The organism is Yoonia maricola, assembly GCF_002797915.1.
Lineage (GTDB): Bacteria > Pseudomonadota > Alphaproteobacteria > Rhodobacterales > Rhodobacteraceae > Yoonia > Yoonia maricola.
On sequence record NZ_PGTY01000003.1, the window covers coordinates 20,745 to 43,029 of the forward strand.

Genomic DNA, 22,285 nt, shown 5'->3' on the forward strand with positions numbered 1-22,285 from the left:
CTTTTAAGGCTCAAACTGGTCGATGACATCAACCTGGATGTTGGTTTGGACCGGACCCGTCCATTGGCTTGTCCGCCATATGCGCCCGCTGCCCGCATCAAGATAATGGATGTTGTTGACGCTGTCGCCTGTATCGGTCGTGCAGCTTTCGACAACCTCGACCACGCTACGATTGACACCCACCACATCGATCACCAATTCCCGGCCGACTTGATTGCGGCAGGTCATCGTGATCTTCGTAAATGCCGTCCCCCGCTGCGACAGATGATAGGTCCGCGTGACCTCGGCAGGCCAGCTTCGCGCACGGGCCTCTGTCACCAGAGGATCATTGCTTTGCGTCGTTACCGCTTGCAGGTTCGTCCCAAGCCCGAGTGTTCCATAGATCAATCCGCCGTTCAGCGTCACACCACGGTTATCGTTGGCGCTGTAATTGATCCGCCCGTCACGCATCTGGATCGCAATACCGACGGTCGCGACACCAATCGTCGGGCTGATCATCATAATGGCAGCAAGATCAGCCTGTTCGATCGCGGCCCGGTTGACCTGTGGGATCGTCATTTCAACAGGCTCTGGGGGGTTGAGGATCGCGTCGCGCACCTGCACCAACGTCCCCAGACAACCCGAAAGCGCCATGACGGCACTGGCAGAGAGAATACCTTTGATCAATTCCAGAACTCCCCAAAGCCATCCTCGATCCGTCGTTTGTCAGACGCCCTCAGCTCACTATAAAGTCCGCCGGTTCCGCTGACGCGCGATCCGAAATCACCCGATTGTCCGCCGACCGACAGGTTCGTTGTGCCAGTGCCACCATCAGGGGATGTCCATGATAACGGAATGGACAGCTCGGCCCCGAATTTCAGCGCGCTATCGCGCTCTTCGCTCCACCCGGTGGATGCGGCGAGCCGCCACCCGTTGCGGTAGTTGCGACCAACCGTCAGCCCGACGGCAAAGTCTTCTGCCAGATGCTGCCCCGCGTCAACAATCACAAAATTGCCATTCTGCCCGACGTTGGCATAAAGACTGGCGATCACTGTGGTGGCATCCGCGTCCTCAAACCCGAACCACCCCTCATAAGCGCGTTTCTGGACATAGGTGGCCTCTAGCCCCAAGGCAAAGTTCTGTTCGGGGTCGCGCCAGATCACCTCACCGCTCACACCGCCATAGGCCCGCTCGAATAGACCCGCAGAAACACGCCCGTAGAGCGCAGGTGCAATAGGGAAGCGATGCCTCAAGCTGAGTGACTTCAGGAAAACGATGTCAGGTTCATAAGATGTGGAGTCAGAGCGAACACCAGGCTCATCTGGAGGGTCTTCTTGGTCCCACTGATTAAGGAACCTATACCCTAAAGTACCAGACACAAAGGTCTGACGTGAAAACGTATAACGCGCATTTGCGTTGAGCGTTCCGGTAAGTTCCAGTGTATCAGACGTAATAAAATCAGCTTTGAATGTCGGCTCCAACCCATATGTAAACCGCGGCTCGAATTCACTTTCGCCTAATGCGGCTGGCCGGTTGAGAGGGCTGGGTTCAAACGATGTCGCATCCCATGCCAACGCGGCAGCATTGGGTTTGCCAACAGCATCGTCCAGACCTGCCCTGTCCAACACCACAACATTGCTGTCAAAAGCGCCGGTATTCTGGGTCACCCGGAAGGTCGTGATGTTTGCTGGTGCGATGGCCGACAATACGCGCGCCACGCGACCCACGATCCGGGCGAAGACAGGATCAGTGTTGGATGCTGCCGTCACATCAATCGTATCACCCCGCATGGAAAAACGTCTGATCTGAATGTTTTCATCTTCAAGACGTTCTTGCAGAACCGCAAAAACCTGCGCTTCATTTGGTTGCGGCTGACCTGCAAGCGCAGGACTGTTTTCTGCGTAAGGGTGCGGCCCGCGCCCGATATCTGTTTGCACGAAGGGTTGCGCGGGATTTGCTGAAAATTCAAGCCGCAGACCAGCATCACCTTGATTGTTGACCAACCCGGTGACTGCGAACCCCTCGACCAACGTATAGGACAGGCTTGCGGCAAAGGTATCGTCTTCCTGGGCCCCTGCGATGCCGCTATATTCTGCCGCCACCGTCAAACCATCAATGCCAGTATCCCACGTGATGTTTGCAAAAGGCTCTGTATCGCCTTCAAACAAATGGTCTGTCTGAAAGACATCGTCATCCTGTCCACGATCAACGGCAACCTCTTGGGCATAACGGCCCCACCCCAGACCGGCAGACACCTGTACCGCCCCGAAGGATTTGCTGGCCAGAATATATTCGCCCGACCCGCGATCATCGCTGCCGATCCCAACAACACCTACGGTCAGCGCCGGGAAATATGTGCTTTCATTCAGGAAGCGAAGTCCGAAACTCAGCTCATTGCCACTCGAACTGCCGTCATTATCGTCGTATGTCGGAAAGCTGAGGCCGATTTCAACCCGGTCACTGGGTTGTAGGCCAAACGACAGGGCGCGATAATCTTCGCGGTAATCAAACAAAATCGTCAAATCATCTGCGATACCGTCCGCAGCCTTCGGCGTATCAATCGCCTGCGACAGACCACCGACCCCTTCGGCCATAAGACCAGACGCCAAGCTGGTCGCAAACAAAGCAGTACAGGCAATACCCTGGGCCGTTCTTTTCATGTGGTACTTTCCAACCCCTAGGGCACTGATCCTCAATTCTGCGGTCAACCTACCCAAGGTCCTGACCCATTGTCGAGTGTATTGCCGGGAATTCCGAGCGTGCGTACCGCCGCCTGCGTAAAAAATCGGTGGGGGTTTACGTGAAATTAAGCTGCAGTCGGCCATACCGCTTTCAAAGCACATCTACAGCGTTTCGTCAGGAAGTGAGAGTGACCCAAATATGACCGACGACACAGCACGTTTTGAACTTTCGCCGATTATGAAGATTGAGGACTGTGAACGCCTGCATAGCTTTCTTGCCGGCACAACTGATCAGGATATTGAAATTGATTGCGGCGCTGTTGACCGGCTCAGCGGGTTGACTGCGCAGATGCTTGTCGTTGGACGCGGCAGTTGGCATCGAAATGGGCGGAATTTCACACTGTCGAACCCATCCGAAGGGTTTGAACAAGGGATCGCTTTGCTTGGCCTTACTGATGTGATGTCGCAAGATCAGGTGGCAGCATGAGCGCGCATATTCTTGCCATCGACGATTCGCGCACCATCCGGGCCTTGCTGACGGCAACGCTTGAAAAAGCAGGGTTTGCCGTCACCACTGCAGTCGACGGTGTTGATGGCGTTGCCAAATTTCAGGATGCCGCCGCCGATCTGGTGATTACGGACGTCAACATGCCTAATAAAGATGGCTTTGGCGTGATTGATGACATTCGGCAAGGCACGGTGAACCGCGCCGTGCCTGTTCTGGTTTTGACAACCGAAAGCGGTGCAGCCTTGAAAGAACGCGCACGCAAAGCCGGGGCAACAGGATGGATCGTCAAACCCTTTGATGACGAGGCTTTGGTCTCTGTTATCCGACGCCTGACCGGGACCTGATCAATGACTGATTCAGCCATTTTAGACGCCTTTTTTGAAGAGTGCGAAGACCTGTTGGTCGCCTTGTCTGACGGTTTGGAAGACATGCGCGAAGGCCGCGCCGACGGCGAAACCGTTAACGCGGTATTCCGTGCGGTCCATTCAATCAAAGGTGCCGCAGGTGCGTTCTCGCTCGATGATCTGGTCGGATTTGCGCATACGTTTGAAACCGTACTGGATGAAGTGCGCAGCGATAAGCTCGAAACGGATGATGAACTCCTGCGCGTATTGCAGCGCGCAGGCGATATATTGGCAAATCTGGTCGACGCGGCGCGCGACGACATACCCGCAGACCGTGATCAGGTCGATCCGGTCATTGCAGAGTTGCAGTCTTTTCTTGGAGCCGAAGACCTTGTTGAGGAAGAATTTGTATTTGAAGCATTAAGCCTGTCATTTGACGGTGATGACAGTGGCGCACGGTTTGTCGTGCATTTTCGGCCCGGTCAGGAGTTTTACGCCACGGGCAATGATCCCGCGCTCTTCATTGCGGCACTACAGGCGCTTGGCCCGTGCGAGATCAGCGTTGAAACCAGCGACCTGCCCGAAGACTTTACTGGCTTTACTTGGAATGATGGGTATCTGACATGGCAAGTCACTGTCGCCGACCAGCAGAACGATCTGGCAATACGGGATGTTTTTCAATTTGCAGAAGACCTTTGCGACCTTCAAATCACCGAGGCCCACGTCGATGAACCAGCACCCGCAATTGACATCGGTCTGCCAGATGTCGTTCCCACCGTTGACCTGACACCGGTTGAACCTGCCCCCGCTTCCGACGCACCTGCGGATACGCCGGCAAAGACTGAAAAACCCGCCAAAAGGGCGGCTAGCACCCTGCGGGTCGATCCTGAACGGGTGGACAGGCTAATCAACGCTGTGGGCGAATTGATCATCAACCAATCGGTGATCTCACAGCGGATTGACGAAGCCGAGCTGCCCAACAGCGCAGAGCTTTATGGCGACCTTGACGACTACAAACTGCTGGCGCGGGAAATTCAAGAAGGCGTGATGGCGATCCGGGCCCAGCCGGTCAAACCCTTGTTTCAGCGCATGTTGCGCATTGGTCGCGAAGCCGCAGATGCGACCGGTAAGGATGTCAATCTGATCACGGAAGGCGAGGCGACAGAAGTTGACAAAATTGTTGTCGAACGGCTTGCCGATCCGCTGACACATATGATCAGAAACGCCATTGATCATGGGATCGAAACGCCAGAAGACCGCGCTGCAACCGACAAACCCCAGACAGGGACACTACGCCTGACCGCAAGTCAGAGATCGGGCAGCATCGTGATTGAAATTATCGATGACGGTGCAGGGTTGAACCGCAAACGGATCAGAGAAATCGCCATAAACAAAGGTCTGATCACGGAAGACGCAGCATTGAGCGAGCAAGAGATTGATCACTTGCTTTTCGCACCCGGATTTTCAACGGCATCAGTCGTGACGAACTTGTCGGGCCGGGGTGTCGGCATGGACGTTGTCAAAACCGCGATTACCGCCCTTGGGGGGCGGATCGCGATTAGCAGCGTGGCGGGTCAGGGCACGACTTTTTCGATCACACTACCTTTGACGTTGGCCGTAATGGACGGCATGATTATTCACATCGGCGGGCAAACAATGGTTGTCCCGATCGCTAGCATTCTTGAAACGATACGCCCTTCCCCCGCTGATATTGCCGAAATCGGGCTCAGCAATCATCTGCTGCGTATCCGTGGCGAGTATGTGCCGATCATTGATCTGGCAAGCCGCTTGGGTGTCACGCCAAACGCAACATCCCTGACTGACCGCGTGTTGCTTCTGCTGCAAACTGAATCTGTCAGCCAATGCGCGTTGGCCGTTGACGATATCTTGGACCAGCGCCAGGTCGTCGTGAAAAGCATGCAAGGCAGCTACGGTGAGATATCGGGCATTTCCGGCGCCACTATTCTTGGAGACGGCAAAATCGCGTTGATTATTGATCCTGATGCGATTTCCGCCGTACCCGCGAGCGAAGTGAACGCACAACGCAAGGCGCAAAATGAGGTGTCACATGCAACAAGATGACGATCCGAGATCTGAAAAGCAGATGGAATTTGTCACACTCGTGGCAGGCGGACAAAGCTTCTGCATCGAGATTACGCAAATCCGTGAAATACGTCGCTGGTCACCCGTGACGTTGCTGCCGCATTCGCCAGCTTATGTTTTAGGCGTCATAAACTTGCGCGGCGCGGTTATTCCAATACTCGACCTCGCCGCAAAACTTGGCTTCAGCACGATCACCCCAACCGAACGGCATGTGATCATCATCACTGCAATCGAAGAACGGATTGTCGGACTGCTGGTCGAATCCGTATCTGAGATCTTGGGTGCGCAGACCGATATGGTACGTGAAACACCCAAAACCGAAGAAGACGCCACCACCCGCGCGGTTGATGGCATCATTCCTGTTGGTGACAATATGATCAAAATCATCAATCTCGATGCGCTGCTACAATCAAGCCTGGCAACGGCAGCATGATGCAGGATATACAAAAAACCTCGCCAGATGCGCGACAGGAATTCGCATTTTCAGATCGCGATTTTCGCATGATTTCTGAGTTGGCGAACGCGCGATATGGCCTCTTTCTGCAACCTTCCAAGAAAGCACTGGTGCATTCTCGCCTCGCCAAAAGACTGCGTGCCCTCAATTTAGGTAGTTTTGAAGACTATTGCGATCTGCTTAATCGCACTGAAGGCGATAGTGAGCAAACCCACCTGCTATCGGCATTGACAACCAACGTGACGCATTTCTTTCGTGAGGTGCATCATTTTGAATATCTAAAGACGGTGATTGCACCAACCTTGACAGCAAAAGCCAAGAGCGGAGATGCCGTACGCCTTTGGTCTGCTGCCTGTTCAACAGGGCAAGAAGCATATTCTATTGCTGCAACATTGCTCGATATCGACCCGGAACTGCGTAAATATGACGTCAAAATCCTCGCAACAGACATTGACCCACAAGTGGTCAAAACCGCACGCGACGGGCTTTACCCAGCCGAGCAAATTCAGGCAATTCCTGAAAATTGGTGTCGCTGCCTCACAAGGGTGGCCACAGCCCGCGCAGATGAATTTGAAATGGATAACGCACTGAAAGCTATGATTTCGTTCGGAGAATTGAATTTGATTGCAGATTGGCCGATGCAGCGCTGTTTTGACGTTATCTTTTGCAGAAATGCAGCAATCTATTTTGACAAAACAACTCAGGCCCGTTTGTGGCAACGGTTTGCGGCGGCATTGGGCAATGACGCGCATCTGATGATCGGCCATTCCGAACGGTTAAGTGGCCCGGCCGAGGCTGACTTCAAAAGTGTTGGCATTACTACCTACCAAAAACAAACAACAAATAAACACCGCGATAAAGGAGACGAAAATTGAGCTTGAAAGACTCTTTGCGGGTGATGATTGTCGATGACATGGGCGTCAGCCGTGGCCTGTTGGTACAGGCCATCGAAGAAATGGGCATTTGGAAAAACCAGGCCGAAAATGACGGGCGTGCTGCTTACGCCAAATTAGTCAACGACCCGGTTCATCTGGTCTTGTCGGATTACAATATGCCCGGCATGGATGGTTTACAGTTGCTGCAGGCCCTGCGGCAGAACAAGACAACCGCACGCGTTGGGTTCATATTGGTAACCGGCAATCCGACCCCGGATCTGGTAAGCAAGGGAAAGGCGCTGGGACTTAATAATATTATCAAGAAACCGTTTACGACCGACAGCATGAAGAAATGCATTGAAAGCGTGGTGGGTCGATTGTGAGTAGCGTACCAGACGATACCCCATTCCTGCAGCTTGGTCTGGCGCAGACCCTGCGCCAGACAGGGCGGAGTGTGATGCAATTAGGAGAGATCGTATTGGATCTTGAACATCAAATCCTCGACGATTATCGGCAAGTACCGCAGGCCGCCGGTCGTGTTCAAAATTTGCAGGCACTCGATTTTCTCAAACAAGCCACCGATGAAATTGCCGCGCTGTTGGATCGGCTCGCTGATGCGACGCCTGAGGGTCTGACGGTCGGACGGGCAAACATAAGTGATCCGATGAAGCTACAAGATCTGCGCGATGCGATCTGCCAGACTGAAACACTGACAAAGCAACAAGATAGGCAGAAATCACACGAGGAGATTGAACTTTTTTGAGGCACGCCTGCGCGTGACCTAACGGATTTGCAAATGCCGGTTGATGATGACCGACAACGGCAAAGCACAGCGTAACAGTTATCACGCGCCATGCGTCCCCTGGCGCTATCTTCCGAGACTGTCGGAGACTTATTTTTCCAAGATGGCTTTTGCCCATCGGTTTCGAGGTGTTTGGACAAGACATGAAAATTCTTATTGCGCACCCATCTTTGTTGCGCCTTGCAAGAGTAAAGCATCAGGTCATCGCACTGATGTCAGATGCTGACGTCTTGGAAGCATCCACATTGACGGATACCTATAATCTTGCAGAACATTATGAACCTGACTTGGTGATCATCGCAGAAGATCTGGCTGAACTTGCCGAATTTGAGCTGCTTGCATCGCTGTTTAGGATCATGAACATCGCTTGTATCGTGCTTGCAGCCAGCCACGAGGTCCCGCGCGCGCATCCTTTGTTTGCGCAGATCAGTATGGTCCCGGATGACCAACTTGGTGGCGCGATCCAAAAGATAGACAAGACACGACAACCGACAGATTTTTCTGCGCAACATTACGATCACAGCACGCCAAATAGTGCGGCCTACGACCAAAATCGCATGATTTTGATCGGTGCTTCGACCGGTGGTATTGATGCTCTATTAAACGTCTCGCGGCATTTTGACCGCCACTGTCCACCTGTTTTGATCGTGCAGCATACCGGCGCAGGTTTTGCAAAAAGTCTGATCAAACTGCTGAATGGTGCGTCCCCCGCCACCGTGATTGCCGCGCAGGACCACATGTCGCTTGCACCCGGGCATGTCTATCTTGCCCCCGATGATCGCGCGCATCTGACTGTTTCACCGAAACAAAAGCCGGACATAATACTGCAAGACGATCCTGCGGTATCGGGACATCGCCCATCCGTTGACGCGCTGTTTACATCAGCCCTGCCGCACGCGCCCAAGGTCAGCGCGGCATTGTTGACAGGTATGGGCAAAGATGGGGCGGCGGGGTTGACCAAACTGCGGCAGGCTGGTTCCCATACAATAGGGCAGGATCAAAAGACCTGCGTGGTCTACGGCATGCCACGCGTCGCGATGGAAATGGGTGGTGTTTGCACACAACTTCCTATTCAGGATATTGGGCCCGCCTTACTGAAGTCATGCCGCGCAAGGCAACGCGCATGAGCAGTGCGCAGAACGTCGTGACAATCGTGCAGGGTGACTATGCGGTATCGGGCGACCCCAGCGTGGTCATGTCAACGGTGTTGGGGTCCTGCGTTGCGGTCTGTCTTTATGACCGAGAGGCAGGCGTTGGGGGCATGAACCATTTCTTGCTTGCCGGGACAGGAGAAACGCGCGGTGGTGACATGCGCTATGGCGTGAACGCGATGGAGTTGTTGATAAACCAGTTGTTACGCGCGGGCGCCGAACGCTACCGGTTACAAGGCAAGCTGTTTGGTGGCGCACGCATGACGGCCCATGCGCGCGATATTGGGCAATCAAACGCCACCTTTGCGCAAGATTTTCTGAAGCAAGAGGGAATCCCCTGCATATCGCACAGCCTTGGTGGCGAACAGGCCCGCCGGGTGCAGTTCACACCAACAACCGGTGCGGCACGCCAGCTGCAAATCGCCGGCGAAACACCCGACCTGATGGTCGAGAAAAAAGCCGTCGTGCCGCCATCAGACATCACGTTGTTCTAGGGTCAGGCCCCATTCATCCTGCGCCGTCAGCGGCGTTGTTCACGAAGTATTCGTGGTTAGCGCTGCGCAGGCATAGCGATTCAAAGTCCAAACGGCGCATGCCTCTGAAATGAAGTGAAAACACCGTCTTTTGGATTGGAGGGATTGACCCGGTGGCGACGCGCAAAGCCGCAAGAATAGCTATTCTATTTCAAGGCCTTGCAACAAAATCCACCGGGCCGATCTGACAAACTGAGGGTGCAGGATGGACGGGGCCTGACCCTACACACTAGCCCATCGCCTGCAAGCGCTTGAGCAATGATGAGGTGTCCCACCGTCCACCGCCCAGTTTCTGCACATCCTTGTAGAACTGATCGACCAGCGCCGTGACAGGCAAGCTGGCCCCGTTTTCGTCGGCCGTATCCAGACAAATACCAAGGTCCTTGCGCATCCAGTCAACCGCAAACCCATGCTCCCATTCGTCGGCTAGCATCGTTTGATAGCGGTTCGACATTTGCCAACTGCCCGCTGCACCCTGACTGATCACCTCGACCACAGCTTCGCCATCAAGACCCGCTTTCTGCGCAAAATGCAGCGCCTCTGACAGCCCTTGAACCAGTCCGGCGATGGCGATCTGATTGCACATCTTGGTCATTTGCCCGGTACCACTGTCCCCCATCCGGCGGCAAAGCTTGGCGTAGGCCGCAATCACAGCCTCGGCACTGGCATAACTTTCCGCCGCACCACCGCACATCACAGACAGAGCCCCGTTTTCAGCCCCTGCCTGCCCGCCAGAGACGGGCGCATCGACAAAGGCGATCCCCTTTTCAGCGGCAACATCATGCAGTTCGCGCGTCACCGCGGCAGATACTGTCGTGTGATCCACAAAGATCGATCCGGCAGCCATCCCGGCAAAGGCACCATCATCGTCCAGGCAAACAGACCGTAGGTCATCGTCATTGCCGACGCAGGCCATGACCAACGCCGCACCCTCAACCGCGGCGCGCGGCGTTTGGCCCATCGCTCCGCCATGCTGGGCGACCCATTTTTCGGCTTTCACGGTCGTCCGGTTATACACCGTCACATCATGGCCCGCCGCCTGAAGGTGGCCCGCCATCGGGTATCCCATGACCCCCAGACCCAAGAATGCAAGTTTTGTCATCGCAGCTGTCCTTTGTTGCTTTGCTTGACCGCTAACCTAGTCCACCATTTCCCAAGGGATAGTGTAGGCGTTCAATGCGTGGCCAATTTCAACGTCCGATGCATCGCCTGTCTTGGCAATATACGCTACCAGCCCACGTTTTTTATCCTCGCTAACGTCCTGCACCTCCGCAGCGAGATCTGCCAGAGCGGCATTATAGATCCGTGAGATTGCACGTTTGCGCAGGTCGGGTTTAAAGATTTTCCCGACGGCTGTTTTTGGCAATTCATCTAGGACTTCAAGGTGCTTGGGATGGGCCGCACGTTCATGAATATGCTTTTTGGCATGCGCCATCAGCTCATCTTGCGTTACCTCGGCCCCGTCAACGAGTTCAACATAGGCGCAGGGCACCTCGCCCGCGTGCTGGTCGGGCTGCCCGATCGCGCCGGCAAAGGCGACGGCATCATGCCCCGCCAAGGCCTCTTCGATTTCGGCGGGGTCAATGTTGTGCCCGCCGCGAATGATCAGGTCCTTCGCACGGCCAGTGATCCAAAGATAGCCATCTGCATCAACCCGCCCCAGATCGCCCGTTCGCAAGAACTGCACGTCAGATTGCGGGCCAGGGTAAAACAAGTCCTTGTTCTTATCGGCCTCGGTATAGGTCTGCCCGTCAAAGACACCGGGGTTCGAGATGCAGATTTCGCCGATCTCATCCACGTCCATGATTTCACCATCAGCGGGGTTGACGATTTTGACTTGCGTGTAAGGAAACGGTAGGCCGATGGAGCCCACGCGCTTTTCCCCGGCGGGCGGGTTGATGGACACAAGGCAAGTCGCTTCGGTCAGCCCGTAACCTTCGCAGATGGTCACGCCTGCCGCTTCCTCGAATCGCCGGTAAAGTTCCAGCGGCAAGGGTGCTGATCCGCAGAACGCCAAACGCAGGGTCGAGATATCCGCGTCCACCTTACGCTGCATCAGTGCTGACATCGCTGTAGGCACCGTGATCATGAAGGTAACTTTGTGTTTCTCGACCAGCTTCCAGAAGTTATCAAAAACACCTTCGCCGCGGTATCCTTGCGGCGTGGGAAAGACGATTTGCGCACCTGATCCCAGCGATGCCCCAAGGGACACAATTGTCGCGAAAACGTGGAACAGTGGCAGCGGGCAGATTTGCACGTCTTCTTCGGTGAAAAGCAGGCGGTCACCCAGCCATGCGTTATAAACAATGCCAGAATAGCGGTGTTGCACGACCTTGGGCATGCCGGTGGTTCCACCGGTGTGGAAATAGGCCGCAACCCGGTCCACCTTGCTATCTTCAAAGCTCAGCGTTGTGGGCTGCCTGTCCATCTCTGCGTTGAAATCAAGGACCTTGGCCTTGTGCGCGACGGGGTTCTTGGGCCGGATCAGCGGCACGATGAGGCGCTTTAGCCCGGTCAGATAGCGATGCAGATCCACCTCAAGCACATGGGTCACATTGGGGGCCAGACGCACCGCCTCGGCCGCTTTTTGGGCGACGTCGGTTTTGGGGAAGGCTTTCAAGGTGACCAGTACTTTTGCATTCGTCTCGCGCAGGATCGCAGCGATTTGCTCGGCTTCAAGCAACGGGTTGATCGGGTTGACGATCCCCGCCACCTGCCCGCCAAGATAGGTCAGGATCGTCTCAGTCGCGTTGGGCATCAGGTAGGCGACGACGTCTTTCTCGCCAACGCCAAGGTTACGGAACATATTGGCCGCCTGCCCGGTTTTGTTCCGCAGCTCATCCCAGCTAAGCGTTTCACATTTCGCGTTCGGATCAGAGAGAAGGCTGAAACTGATTGCTTTGCGTGACCCATGTCTGGACGCCGTCTGCGTGAGCAACGCATAGGTCGTGGTCGGCGTGTTACGCTCCTCCCACGGCTTTTCATTTTCAATGGCGTCCCGATCTGCGACACTTGCAAATGCCATGCCGTCTCCTCCCTATTTGTTCTTTTACCGTGCAGCGCTGCGCGGCCTCCCTGACGTCGCAGGTTGGGGAAAAATTGACGTGATCACAAGTCTTACGCTACGAAAAAGCGCAGCTATTCTGCTGCGACGCCTTCGGTAAACTGCAATCGGGCAAGCCGTGCATAAAGCCCACCTTGCGCCACCAGCGCGTCATGCGTGCCTTGGGCGACGATCTTGCCGTCTTCCAAAACAACAATACGATCCGCCTTTTTGACGGTGGCAAGCCGGTGAGCCACGATCAACGTAGTTCTTGTCCGCGCAAGTTCTTCCACAGCGCGTTGGACGGCATATTCGCTTTCAGCATCCAATGCGCTTGTTGCCTCGTCCAGCAGCAGGACCGGTGCATCACGCAGGATTGCGCGGGCAATCGCGATCCGCTGTTTTTGCCCCCCCGATAACATGACACCACGTTCGCCCACATAGCTGTCAAAACCGTCAGGCAAAGCGGTCAGGAAATCATAGGCAGCGGCGGCCTTTGCAGCATCCTCGACCTCGGCATCCGAGGCCGTAGGGCGCCCGAAACGAATATTCTCGCGCGCCGTATCAGCAAAGATAACAGGGTCTTGCGGGACCAAGGCAATATGCTTGCGAAAATCAGATCGGTCCAGATCGCGCAGGTCGTGACCATCAAGCAGCACGGTACCATCCTGAGGGTCATAAAAGCGCTGCACCATCTGGATGATCGTGCTTTTGCCTGCCCCGGACGGCCCGACCAGAGCCACGGTTTCACCTGGTGTGATCTTCAGATCAATTCCATCCAACGCAGACACTTGCGGACGCGAGGGGTAGTGAAACTGCAGGTTCTCAAAATGAAGCGCGCCTTTGACCGGGGTTGGCAGTGCCTTGGGTTGTGCCGGGTCCTGCACCGTGTCTTCTGCTGTCAGCAATTCAACCAACCGTTCGGTGGCACCTGCGGCGCGCTGCAATTCGCCCCAAACCTCTGACAATGCGGCAACGGCACCGCCGACCATGATCGTGTAGATCATGAATTGCACAAGCCCACCTTCGGTAATCTGACCGGCGACGACATCCTGCGATCCCATCTGCAAAAACAGCACAATGGCCGCAAAGACCATGAAAATCACGATGGCCGTCAATGCCGCGCGGGTCATGATCCGACGGCGGGCGGAGCGATAACTTTGCTCGGTCACCTCATCAAATTTAGCGCGGCTCAGTTCCTCATGCGTAAACGCCTGCACGGTTTGTGCCGATAATAGCTGCTCGGACGCGTCGCCGCTGCTTTCGGCGATCAGGTCCTGATTTTCCTTGGACAGGCTGCGCACGCGCCGCCCCAGAAACAGGATCGGGAACAGAACAACCGGGATCGGCCAAAGCACCATCGCGCTCATCTTCACAGAGGTCAGAAGCATCAAAATCACACCGCCAATGAAGATCAGGATGTTGCGCAGCGCGATAGATACCGAACTGCCAATGACCGACAGGATCAGCGTGGTATCCGTGGTAATCCGGCTCAGTACTTCGCCAGTCATGATCTTTTCATAGAACGCGGGGCTCATGCTGATCATGCGATTGAAAACGGCCTTGCGAATATCGGCCACAACCCGTTCGCCAAGGCGCGTCACGAGATAATATCGCAGCGCCGTCCCAAAGGCGAGCAGGACAGCAATCGTCAGCATCGTGACGAAATGCTGGCTGATTTCACCGCTGGCCAAACCAAATGTGTCCACCACCTGCCCTGCTGCAATCGGCAGGCTAAGAGACACCATCGCCGTGAACACCAACGCGAAAGTCGCGCCAATCATGTTCAATCGGTATGGCTTCATAAATGGCCACAGCGCCTTGAGTGCGGAGACGCGTTTACCGACAGGACGGTCCTCTGGTTTGGGTTTTTGGGTCTCGGCCATTGGCGGTCCTTCATTGCGTCCCGAGGGACATAAAACTGAACCGAGCGTTTCACAAGGCGACCAAACGCATCAGCGCTATTTTGATTGAAAGGGAGGCTGGAGCGGGCGACGGGAATCGAACCCGTATCATCAGCTTGGAAGGCTGAGGTCTTACCATTACACAACGCCCGCGCTGCTGAACGTGTGCTATTTGACCTTTCAGGCGAGGTCAAGATGTACTCATCTGCGGTACCCCGGTTTGCCAGAACTAGAGAGCCCTCGCGCAACTTGCGGCGTATGATTGATCACAGTTGCGGTATGTCGGTGGACTCTCGCGGATAACCTGCGCCATGGTATCCAGCATTGAAAATAACCAAAACAGCGCAACCCTGACGTATTTCTACAAGCGGAGACTGATTTTGAACCAAGACACCAATGGGCTGCGCCATGCACGCGATGTCGAAGGACATCTGACATGGCTTGATAGTTTTACCTCTGCGGCGCTTGGTATTCTGGCGGTCGCATCCGGTATTTATACATATCTTGGCGTGCGGGGTTTGCTTGATGACAGTGGTGCGCTGTCACTATTTGCGGCGATTGCTTATTCAGCCGCTGTATCCACGGGCATTTTTGTCTTCTGGTCGTATCTTTTGCGCCTGCTGCCAGTGATGCGCACGGCGGCAACACGGCTTTGGCTGGTTCTGGCAATGGTGATCGGGTCTGGTGCCATTATTGCGATGTCATCCTGGCTGAATGCAGCGGCCCTTGCGGGCTCTGCTGCAGTGGAACAGCACTTGGCGCGTACCGTGCAGGACTATCAGTCATCGCTGGAACGTGCCCATGAAATCACATTGCAAGGACAAGCGCTTGGGCTTGATGTCGGACGCACCCGACAGAGTTTCGCGGACCTGTCCGAACAAGAGGCCGGCGGCGGTTTGTCAGGGCTGGCCGGGCGCGGTGCGGTCTTCCGGGTACTGACACAAAAATCCGATGAGTTAGCAGCACTTGAACAGTTGATCCGTGCGCAAGAAACGCCGATTGCCGGGGCTTTCGCAGAAGGGAATGCCATCCTGAGCCGCATGCGTGCCCTTACCGTCGCGCCCGGCGCGGTCGAGGACAGGTCCGTGCAGTTCTCGGAAGAAGCGGTCAGGTTGGCAGGTGTAATCACAACCCTCAGGCAGCTTTCTGTCGCCCCATTGGTGGACCGTGCTGCGCGTGATTTGGCGCAATCGGTTGTCTTGCCGCGGCTGGACGCGGACAACGCTGGCGGGCAGGCCGCACAGCAAGCCACGATCACATCATTGCTTGAAGTGCTCGCGCAGCGCGCGGATACGTTGCAAGCGGCGGCCTCTGATGTGCTCGCACTCCCGCCTGCTTCCGAAGTGATCTATACGCCGATTTCAACCGCTGATGCAGTCATACGTTATGCGCGTAATTTTGCACCGTCCTGGGCCGGGGCGATTGCGATTGACCTTTTGCCAGCGGTTTTGGTGATGATCGTGGCGGTTGCGCAGGCCGCTATCAGAGCTGGACGCGAACCAGCGGACCCTCAGAACGCACTGACGGTGGCAGAACTACAGGCGGCTGTGATCGCAATGCGCGCCATGCAAACAGAGCCTTCGGAAACGCCACATGACACAAGCGAACGGCCACCGACACCGCGTGTTGTCGAATGACAGATGACGTAAAGACCAACCCTCCTACCTGGACCGAGCGCCGAACGATGCGCTGGTTGTTGGGTGGGCAGGTTGTGATCGCCCTGTTTTTGATACTGGCCGATGTCGCGGGTATGTTACCGACGTTGTTTAATCAGGCATCCGATGCGCCCGCATTGAACCGCCCGACGCAGCCGGGCGATCAAACCCGCCGTTATCAGCCGTCAAACCCCACCCAACCTGGCGCGGGCATTGACCCCAACATGCCAAGTCAGCTGACCTTGACCACACAACGCATTGATACAGTTACCCTGCGCGGCGCCATCGCGCCGGGTGATGGTGTGCGTATCACCGCAGAATTACAGCGCATCGCACCTGAAACTGTGCGCCTTGATAGCCCCGGCGGCAGCGTATCAGACGCTTTGGAAATCGGTCGTGTGCTGCGTCAACTGGAGGTGGCCACGCAGATTGCCGACGAAAGTGTGTGCCTGTCAGCCTGCCCATATATCTTTGTCGGCGGTGTGCAGCGCAGTACCGATACGGGCGCGCGGCTGGGCGTGCATCAGCATAGTTTTGGAGAGTCCACGATTCTGCCAGCATTTCTGGCGACACAGGACATTCAAAGCGGTCAGGCAGAGGTACTGGCCCATCTTGATGAAATGGGGATCGACCTGCGCATCATGGGACCCGCCCTCGCCACCCCCGCAAACGAGATTTATATTCTGACGCAGACCGAATTGACCGACTGGAATGTCGTCTCGGACGTGCCACAATAGCGTGCTGCCAAACGAGGCGTCTGCATAACGAGCATAAAAAAAACGCGCTGCGGGTCACCCCGCAGCGCGTAATTACTTGCGCTCTACCACGCTTACTTCATCGTGATGCGCCCGTCAGTATAAGGCTGATATGGCGCATTCGCTGCAATATATTCCGCGGTGACATCGGCCAGATCGGGGCCAAAATCATAGGCGTTCATCGCATCTTCGAACATGCTGTAGCCATCACCGCCGTTGCGGATGTAGTTGTTAGAAACAACACCGTAGGTCGCGGCCGGATCAATGGGCGTGTCGCCCACCATCACATCAGATATCCGTGAACCCGGCTCTGCAGTGGCATCAACGCTAAAGGACATGCCTGCAACTTGCGGAAAGCGCCCGGCGCCTTCTTCAATTTCGCTGACGCCGTTTTCAAGCGCTGCGACAATTGCCTCACCCGTGACTTCAAATGTCGACAGCGTGTTCTGGAACGGTAGCACGGTCAGCACTTCACCCATTGTGATTTCGCCCGCATCAATAGATGCGCGCAAGCCACCACCATTCTGGATCGCAATCTGGATGCCCTGATCCGCAACACGGTCAAGCATCGCGTCAGCCACGAGGTTACCCATCGGGCATTCCATCGCGCGGCAAACGGAACGATCGCCTTCAATCGCTTCGGCCGCATCAGCCACAACGCGGGACTTCATCTCTTCGATAGGTCCCGCAAGTTCGGCCACACGCGCAACAGCGGCTTCATCTTCGGCGACACTGGCATCCAGCAGGATGGTATCGCCCGTTGCAGACGTGACGTTGCCCGCATCATCAAAGACCAGCGTGAGATGCCCGACGTATTTGGAGTAGGCATAAGCTTGCACCACAGGCACGCCGTTGACCATTGTTGGATATGCCATCGCGTCCTCTTCCGTATTCGAGAACAAAGTATGCGAGTGACCGCCAACAACGGCATCAAGACCGGCAACACCTTCGGCAACTGCCATGTCCTTGCTCACGCCCATATGCGTCAGCGCGATAATTTTGGTCACGCCTTCGGCTTCCAGTGCTGCAACATCAGCCGCAAGGCTTTCAGCCTCTTCTGTAAAGATCACAGCGTCAGATGGGCTGGACGTTTCAACAGTATCTGCCGCCAAGGCCGAGATAATGCCAATGCGTTCGCCACCAACTTCCAGCACAACATGGTTCTCAACCTGTCCGGCGAGGATGTTTGAGCTGGACACATCGATGTTGCCAGAGATGACAGGGAAAGACACCGCATCAGTCAGCTTGCGCAGACCCTCATCGCCATCATCAAACTCATGGTTGCCCACGGCCATCACATCGTAGCCGATCTGCTCCATGAACTCGGCTTCGACGTCGCCCTTGTAGGTCGTGTACATCAGGCTGCCCTGATACTGGTCGCCTGCGTCCAAAACGACAACATTTTCGTCTGCCAGTTCTTCGCGCAACTCATTGATTTTGGTCATTACCCGCGCGACCCCGCCAAAGCATTCGCCAGCGGCATTATCTTCGGCACTACAGGTCGAATCGAAGCGGTTGATCGGCTCGATCCGGCTGTGCAGGTCATTGGTGTGGATGATATGTAAGGTATAGTCAGCAGCCGCGACACTTGCCGTCATAGCCAGCACACAGGTTGTCGTCATCAAACGTAAAATCATTGTATTGGGTCCCCCAAAGGTTGGAATCATTTTAGCTTGGCGAGGCGGTTTGGGAGAGTCAAACGTTATCCTTCGTCAACTTGCGACACGATCGTGCGCTTACCCAAACTGAGCATCTGCTTGACGATTTTTTACGCAAAGGCCATGACGTCCCCATGCTGATTTACAAGATATTCCGGGCCGATGAATGGGCTACGTTGCAGGCGGACGGCGAAACTGTCGGTGCGCCGATTGATGTAGATGATGGCTATATCCATTTTTCGACCGCCCAGACCGTGGCCGCGACGGCCGCAAAATACTTTTCCGATGTTGAGGGGCTGGTTCTGTTGGCGGTTGAGGCTGATGGGCTGGACTCCCTCAAATGGGAGCCTGCCCGCGAGGGTGTTTTATTCCCGCACCTTTACCGCAGAATGCGGATGGATGATGTGGTTTGGTCAAAGCCGCTCCCAATAGTAGGCGGCGTACATCAATTCCCGGATCTGACATGAAAGTGCTTGAACAGATCGGCCTGACAGCGCTGCGCCAGATTGACCCGGAAACGGCACATGCTTTGGCGTTGAAAGCGCTGAACGTTGGATTGGGGCCACGCATAGGCCCGGTGACTTCGGACCGTTTGCAAACAACCATTGCGGGCTTGTCCTTGCCAAACCCCGTTGGCTTGGCCGCAGGTTTTGACAAGAACGCCACCGCGCTGCACGCATTGGCCAAAACGGGTTTTGGGTTTCTGGAAGTCGGCGCCGCAACACCCCGCTCGCAACCCGGCAATCCCAAACCACGCCTGTTTCGGCTGACACAGGACAGGGCTGCGATCAATCGCTTTGGCTTTAACAATGACGGGATGGATACGATTGCGGACCGTCTGGCCACCCGTCCAACGGGTGCTGTAATCGGTCTGAACCTTGGGGCGAATAAGGACAGTGATGACAAAGCTGCAGATTTTGCGACAGTCCTGACCCGCTGCGGCCCTGTCGTTGATTTTGCGACGGTCAATGTTTCTTCGCCGAATACCGAAAAACTGCGCGACCTACAGGGCAAGGCAGCACTGGCCGCATTGCTGGCGGGTGTCATGGATGCACGTGCAGCCCTCGCGCGACCGATCCCTGTGTTCCTCAAAATCGCCCCAGATCTGGGCGCTGATGAAATCGGAGAAGTTGCAGACGTTGCGAATGCTTCGGGCATTGATGCGATTATCGCGACGAACACAACCTTGGACCGTGATGGCTTGCACGGACCACATAAAGCAGAAATGGGTGGTCTTTCTGGTCAGCCACTTTTTGAGAAATCCACACGGGTTCTGGCGGAACTTGCAGGCCTCACCACGCTACCGATCATCGGCGTCGGCGGCGTCTCCAATGCCGAACAAGCCTATCAGAAAATCCGGGCGGGCGCTTCTGCCGTCCAACTTTACACGGGCTTGGTATATGGCGGCCTCTCTCTTGTGTCAGAGATCGTGCAGGGCCTTGATGACCTGCTGGCCCGTGATGGATTTGCAAATGTTGCTGATGCCGTCGGATCAGGCCGCAGCGACTGGACCTGATGCTGGTTTGTCGGCTTCTGCTTCTAACGCCGGGTACTTCCACCCGAGCGTGACTCCACGCAAGATAAAGCTCAGCAAAAGACCAAGCCAAAGCCCGTGGTTCTGGAACATCGCCATCAGTGGGATGACCGTCGCAAAATAGATCACTGTCGAGACAATCATCATGTTGCGCATGTCTTTGGTCCGTGTTGCCCCGATGAAGATGCCATCCAACATCCATGCCGCGACACCAACAATTGGGGCGGCAACCATATACGGCAGATACACGCGCGCCGCCTCGCGCACTTCGGATGCGGTGGTCATGATGTCAATGACTGCGCCACCGAACACAGCAAAGGAAATGGCCAAGACCGTACAAACCACCCCGCCCCAAAAACTGCTCAGAACCGCGCTTCGGCGCAGGGCAGCTCGCGCCCGTGCGCCCAGCGCCTGGCCTACCAGTGCTTCTGCTGAGAAGGCAAAACCATCCAGCGCATAGGCCGTGACCTGCAGAAACTGCATCAGGATTTGATTGGCCGCCAGTTGGACATCGCCAAAGTCGGAGCCAAAGAACAGAAAACTGACAAAGATCGCTTGCAGCAGGACCGACCGGATCAGAATATCCGAGTTGACCAACGCCATATGCTTGAGTCGTACAGCATCAAATACAGCGGCCACCGACCGCCAAGCCGTACGGCTGAAAACACCGCGACAAAACCACAGGCCAAGCGCCAACCCGCCCCACTCGGCCATGAAAGTCGCCCAAGCGACGCCTTTAACGCCCCAGCCAAGCTCTAACCCCAGATAGAAACTCAACGCGATATTCGCGCCATTCATGCCGACTTGAAGCACCAAAACAGCCTTGGTGCGTTCCTGCGCGATCAACCAGCCGGTGATCCCGTAAAGGGCAATTGTTGCAGGGGCGGACCAAATGCGGATCATCATATAATCCCGCGCCAAAGCCTCGACCTCGGCACTTGCGGGTGACAACCAAAAAGCCGCCTGAAATATGGCTACTTGGGCGGTAATCATCACCGCACCTGCAGACAGTCCAATCAACAAGGCGCGCGAAAGCAATGCATCAACTTCATCCGCGTCCCCTGCCCCGCTGGCTTGGGATGTCAGGCCTGTCGTGCCCATCCGAAGGAACCCGAAAATCCAATAGACGCTGGATAGGATGATCGCACCGATCCCGACCGCGCCAATTGGAGCAGCCTCGCCCAACTGACCAACCACTGCGGTATCCACCACGCCCAAAATCGGAACGGTCGCGTTCGACAGAACGATGGGCAGTGCAATTGCCAAAACACGGGCATGCGTCAGAGCCTCAGCCATCGCGCGGGGGCATCAGGAAATGCCCTGTTGCAGAGGCAAAAAGCCTGCTGCGGTTATCTTGCCATGTTTCTACATGCACAGAGGCATAGCGGCGACCAGAACGGTTGACCCGTGCACGCGCATAGGCATCACGTGGCAGACCAGAACGCAGATAGTCCACCGTAAAGTCAATCGTCTTAGGCAGAGGTATGCGTGGCGCATCCTCGCTGAATTTGCCTGCCTCCATATCTTGCCAGATCATCTGCCAGCTGAGTTCAATAATGGCGGTGACTTCCAGAAACGCCGCCGTGACACCGCCATGGATGGCAGGCAACATCGGGTTACCGATGAGTTTGTCGGCATAGGGTAGAATGGCGGTCAGCTCATCCCCTCTGCGGTCAATCTGGATGCCGAGAAACTGCACGAAAGGCACGCCATGGGCGAGCTTTTGCAAAGTCGCATCGCGGCGTTGCTTGACGATTTGAACAGGTTCGGGTTGAGGAGTCATGACTTAACCCTCTCGATAGTGAAGGCACCGGTGGCCGTTGCAACCGGACGCGACGGGTCGCCATCCACTGCCGTGGCACGCACGAAGGCGACCGAGCGGGTGACATGATAACACTCTGCCGTAGCCGTAATACGATCACCGGGCGTTGCCGAGCGCATATAATCAATGCGCAGATCAAGGGTCGCTGTAGCAACTGCCGCCGCCGGATGCGCCATAACGGCCGCACCAGCACAGGTATCCATCAGGGCAGAGACGGCACCCCCATGAATAACGCCAGTTTCAGGATCACCGATAATGCGGGCGTCATAGTCCATTCCGATGACAGCGCGACCATCGGCAATCTCGGTCAACTGCATCCCAAGCTCTTGCGCATAGGGAATGGCCTCAATGAACTGGCGCGCCAACACGTCGCGGCGTCTCTCTTGTGCGTCAGACATGTTGCCTCCTGTTCGGTATTGCCTTTGCGTATCCTTGATTGGCGCGCTTGGCCACTGCCGTTGTTACATTATGACGCATCGGGCAG

22 protein-coding genes and 1 tRNA gene are annotated in these 22,285 nt (G+C 55.7%); 13 read left to right on the forward strand and 10 right to left on the reverse strand.

Annotated features, from left to right (window positions below; translation table 11 throughout):
* Positions 1-3: 3 nt before the first annotated feature.
* Together BC777_RS14290 and BC777_RS14295 are read right to left on the reverse strand one after the other, a co-directional pair.
* Positions 4-666, reverse strand: a complete 663-nt coding sequence (locus tag BC777_RS14290) for a YjbF family lipoprotein (protein WP_133122572.1) — start codon at positions 664-666, stop codon at positions 4-6.
* Positions 663-2,639: a YjbH domain-containing protein gene (locus tag BC777_RS14295; RefSeq protein ID WP_168769177.1), complete on the reverse strand. Its 1,977-nt coding sequence runs from the start codon at positions 2,637-2,639 to the stop codon at positions 663-665. Before BC777_RS14295 ends, BC777_RS14290 begins: the two co-directional genes overlap by 4 nt.
* A gap of 220 nt (positions 2,640-2,859) precedes the next feature.
* On the opposite strand from BC777_RS14295, the gene BC777_RS14300 reads away from it, so the two are divergent.
* From BC777_RS14300 to BC777_RS14340, 9 genes are all read left to right on the forward strand, one after another.
* Positions 2,860-3,147 carry an STAS domain-containing protein gene (locus tag BC777_RS14300; protein ID WP_100368894.1) on the forward strand — a complete coding sequence of 96 codons (288 nt, stop codon included), beginning with the start codon at positions 2,860-2,862 and terminating at the stop codon, positions 3,145-3,147.
* Positions 3,144-3,512 (forward strand): response regulator, encoded by a 369-nt coding sequence (locus tag BC777_RS14305; protein WP_100368895.1) that lies wholly within the window; start codon positions 3,144-3,146, stop codon positions 3,510-3,512. Before BC777_RS14300 ends, BC777_RS14305 begins: the two co-directional genes overlap by 4 nt.
* A gap of 3 nt (positions 3,513-3,515) precedes the next feature.
* On the forward strand, positions 3,516-5,594 hold the full coding sequence (locus tag BC777_RS14310) for a chemotaxis protein CheA (RefSeq protein ID WP_100368896.1): 2,079 nt from the start codon (positions 3,516-3,518) through the stop codon (positions 5,592-5,594).
* Complete coding sequence (locus BC777_RS14315; RefSeq protein ID WP_100368897.1) at positions 5,581-6,048, forward strand: chemotaxis protein CheW; 468 nt, start codon at positions 5,581-5,583, stop codon at positions 6,046-6,048. Before BC777_RS14310 ends, BC777_RS14315 begins: the two co-directional genes overlap by 14 nt.
* On the forward strand, positions 6,045-6,944 hold the full coding sequence (locus BC777_RS14320) for a CheR family methyltransferase (protein ID WP_245834391.1): 900 nt from the start codon (positions 6,045-6,047) through the stop codon (positions 6,942-6,944). Before BC777_RS14315 ends, BC777_RS14320 begins: the two co-directional genes overlap by 4 nt.
* Positions 6,941-7,327: a response regulator gene (locus BC777_RS14325; RefSeq protein ID WP_100368898.1), complete on the forward strand. Its 387-nt coding sequence runs from the start codon at positions 6,941-6,943 to the stop codon at positions 7,325-7,327. The genes BC777_RS14320 and BC777_RS14325 overlap by 4 nt, the downstream gene beginning before the upstream one ends.
* Entirely contained in the window at positions 7,324-7,707 is a 384-nt protein-coding gene (locus BC777_RS14330) for a DUF8776 family protein (protein ID WP_100368899.1), read from the forward strand. Before BC777_RS14325 ends, BC777_RS14330 begins: the two co-directional genes overlap by 4 nt.
* 182 nt (positions 7,708-7,889) lie before the next feature.
* Positions 7,890-8,873, forward strand: coding sequence for a CheB methylesterase domain-containing protein (locus tag BC777_RS14335; protein ID WP_133122573.1), 984 nt, complete (start codon positions 7,890-7,892; stop codon positions 8,871-8,873).
* Complete coding sequence (locus tag BC777_RS14340) at positions 8,870-9,391, forward strand: chemotaxis protein CheD (RefSeq protein ID WP_100369334.1); 522 nt, start codon at positions 8,870-8,872, stop codon at positions 9,389-9,391. The genes BC777_RS14335 and BC777_RS14340 overlap by 4 nt, the downstream gene beginning before the upstream one ends.
* Before the next feature lie 268 nt (positions 9,392-9,659).
* On the opposite strand, the gene BC777_RS14345 is transcribed toward BC777_RS14340, so the two are convergent.
* The 4 genes from BC777_RS14345 to BC777_RS14360 all read right to left on the reverse strand — a co-directional run bounded on the left by BC777_RS14345 (position 9,660) and on the right by BC777_RS14360 (position 14,530).
* On the reverse strand, positions 9,660-10,532 hold the full coding sequence (locus BC777_RS14345; RefSeq protein WP_100368901.1) for an NAD(P)-dependent oxidoreductase: 873 nt from the start codon (positions 10,530-10,532) through the stop codon (positions 9,660-9,662).
* Between the two features lie 36 nt (positions 10,533-10,568).
* Entirely contained in the window at positions 10,569-12,455 is a 1,887-nt protein-coding gene (locus BC777_RS14350; RefSeq protein ID WP_100368902.1) for an acyl-CoA synthetase, read from the reverse strand.
* A 113-nt stretch (positions 12,456-12,568) separates the two neighbouring features.
* Positions 12,569-14,359, reverse strand: a complete 1,791-nt coding sequence (locus BC777_RS14355; RefSeq protein ID WP_100368903.1) for an ABC transporter transmembrane domain-containing protein — start codon at positions 14,357-14,359, stop codon at positions 12,569-12,571.
* Positions 14,360-14,456: 97 nt separating this feature from the next.
* Positions 14,457-14,530 (reverse strand) — tRNA-Gly (locus BC777_RS14360).
* Between the two features lie 227 nt (positions 14,531-14,757).
* Here BC777_RS14360 and BC777_RS14365 point away from each other — a divergent pair.
* Both BC777_RS14365 and BC777_RS14370 read left to right on the forward strand, forming a co-directional pair.
* Complete coding sequence (locus BC777_RS14365) at positions 14,758-16,014, forward strand: hypothetical protein (RefSeq protein WP_245834393.1); 1,257 nt, start codon at positions 14,758-14,760, stop codon at positions 16,012-16,014.
* 47 nt (positions 16,015-16,061) lie between these two features.
* Positions 16,062-16,769, forward strand: a complete 708-nt coding sequence (locus tag BC777_RS14370; RefSeq protein ID WP_245834395.1) for a COG3904 family protein — start codon at positions 16,062-16,064, stop codon at positions 16,767-16,769.
* A gap of 92 nt (positions 16,770-16,861) precedes the next feature.
* Here BC777_RS14370 and BC777_RS14375 read toward each other — a convergent pair whose 3' ends face one another.
* A complete protein-coding gene (locus BC777_RS14375) occupies positions 16,862-18,424 on the reverse strand; it encodes a bifunctional metallophosphatase/5'-nucleotidase (protein WP_100368905.1) in 1,563 nt (520 codons plus the stop codon).
* 155 nt (positions 18,425-18,579) lie between these two features.
* Between BC777_RS14375 and BC777_RS14380 the strand changes: the two genes are divergently transcribed.
* Together BC777_RS14380 and BC777_RS14385 are read left to right on the forward strand one after the other, a co-directional pair.
* Positions 18,580-18,912 (forward strand): DUF952 domain-containing protein, encoded by a 333-nt coding sequence (locus BC777_RS14380; RefSeq protein ID WP_100368906.1) that lies wholly within the window; start codon positions 18,580-18,582, stop codon positions 18,910-18,912.
* A complete protein-coding gene (locus tag BC777_RS14385) occupies positions 18,909-19,961 on the forward strand; it encodes a quinone-dependent dihydroorotate dehydrogenase (protein ID WP_100368907.1) in 1,053 nt (350 codons plus the stop codon). Before BC777_RS14380 ends, BC777_RS14385 begins: the two co-directional genes overlap by 4 nt.
* Here the strand turns inward: BC777_RS14385 and BC777_RS14390 are convergent.
* Genes BC777_RS14390 through BC777_RS14400 form a run of 3 tightly spaced genes read right to left on the reverse strand, consistent with a single transcriptional unit; the run spans position 19,938 to position 22,199 of the window.
* Positions 19,938-21,275 carry an MATE family efflux transporter gene (locus BC777_RS14390; protein WP_100368908.1) on the reverse strand — a complete coding sequence of 446 codons (1,338 nt, stop codon included), beginning with the start codon at positions 21,273-21,275 and terminating at the stop codon, positions 19,938-19,940. The two genes, BC777_RS14385 and BC777_RS14390, sit on opposite strands and share 24 nt — an antisense overlap.
* Positions 21,268-21,762, reverse strand: a complete 495-nt coding sequence (locus BC777_RS14395) for a PaaI family thioesterase (protein ID WP_100368909.1) — start codon at positions 21,760-21,762, stop codon at positions 21,268-21,270. The genes BC777_RS14390 and BC777_RS14395 overlap by 8 nt, the downstream gene beginning before the upstream one ends.
* Positions 21,759-22,199: a PaaI family thioesterase gene (locus tag BC777_RS14400; protein ID WP_100368910.1), complete on the reverse strand. Its 441-nt coding sequence runs from the start codon at positions 22,197-22,199 to the stop codon at positions 21,759-21,761. The genes BC777_RS14395 and BC777_RS14400 overlap by 4 nt, the downstream gene beginning before the upstream one ends.
* Positions 22,200-22,285: the final 86 nt, after the last annotated feature.

Coding starts and splice junctions, on each gene's coding strand:
- BC777_RS14295 (WP_168769177.1), bottom strand. CDS start 2,639: ATGAAAAGAACGGCCCAGGGTATTGCCTGTACTGCTTTGTTTGCGACC.
- BC777_RS14300 (WP_100368894.1), top strand. CDS start 2,860: ATGACCGACGACACAGCACGTTTTGAACTTTCGCCGATTATGAAGATT.
- BC777_RS14305 (WP_100368895.1), top strand. CDS start 3,144: ATGAGCGCGCATATTCTTGCCATCGACGATTCGCGCACCATCCGGGCC.
- BC777_RS14310 (WP_100368896.1), top strand. CDS start 3,516: ATGACTGATTCAGCCATTTTAGACGCCTTTTTTGAAGAGTGCGAAGAC.
- BC777_RS14315 (WP_100368897.1), top strand. CDS start 5,581: ATGCAACAAGATGACGATCCGAGATCTGAAAAGCAGATGGAATTTGTC.
- BC777_RS14320 (WP_245834391.1), top strand. CDS start 6,045: ATGATGCAGGATATACAAAAAACCTCGCCAGATGCGCGACAGGAATTC.
- BC777_RS14335 (WP_133122573.1), top strand. CDS start 7,890: ATGAAAATTCTTATTGCGCACCCATCTTTGTTGCGCCTTGCAAGAGTA.
- BC777_RS14340 (WP_100369334.1), top strand. CDS start 8,870: ATGAGCAGTGCGCAGAACGTCGTGACAATCGTGCAGGGTGACTATGCG.
- BC777_RS14345 (WP_100368901.1), bottom strand. CDS start 10,532: ATGACAAAACTTGCATTCTTGGGTCTGGGGGTCATGGGATACCCGATG.
- BC777_RS14350 (WP_100368902.1), bottom strand. CDS start 12,455: ATGGCATTTGCAAGTGTCGCAGATCGGGACGCCATTGAAAATGAAAAG.
- BC777_RS14355 (WP_100368903.1), bottom strand. CDS start 14,359: ATGGCCGAGACCCAAAAACCCAAACCAGAGGACCGTCCTGTCGGTAAA.
- BC777_RS14370 (WP_245834395.1), top strand. CDS start 16,062: ATGCGCTGGTTGTTGGGTGGGCAGGTTGTGATCGCCCTGTTTTTGATA.
- BC777_RS14375 (WP_100368905.1), bottom strand. CDS start 18,424: ATGATTTTACGTTTGATGACGACAACCTGTGTGCTGGCTATGACGGCA.
- BC777_RS14380 (WP_100368906.1), top strand. CDS start 18,580: ATGCTGATTTACAAGATATTCCGGGCCGATGAATGGGCTACGTTGCAG.
- BC777_RS14385 (WP_100368907.1), top strand. CDS start 18,909: ATGAAAGTGCTTGAACAGATCGGCCTGACAGCGCTGCGCCAGATTGAC.
- BC777_RS14390 (WP_100368908.1), bottom strand. CDS start 21,275: ATGGCTGAGGCTCTGACGCATGCCCGTGTTTTGGCAATTGCACTGCCC.
- BC777_RS14395 (WP_100368909.1), bottom strand. CDS start 21,762: ATGACTCCTCAACCCGAACCTGTTCAAATCGTCAAGCAACGCCGCGAT.
- BC777_RS14400 (WP_100368910.1), bottom strand. CDS start 22,199: ATGTCTGACGCACAAGAGAGACGCCGCGACGTGTTGGCGCGCCAGTTC.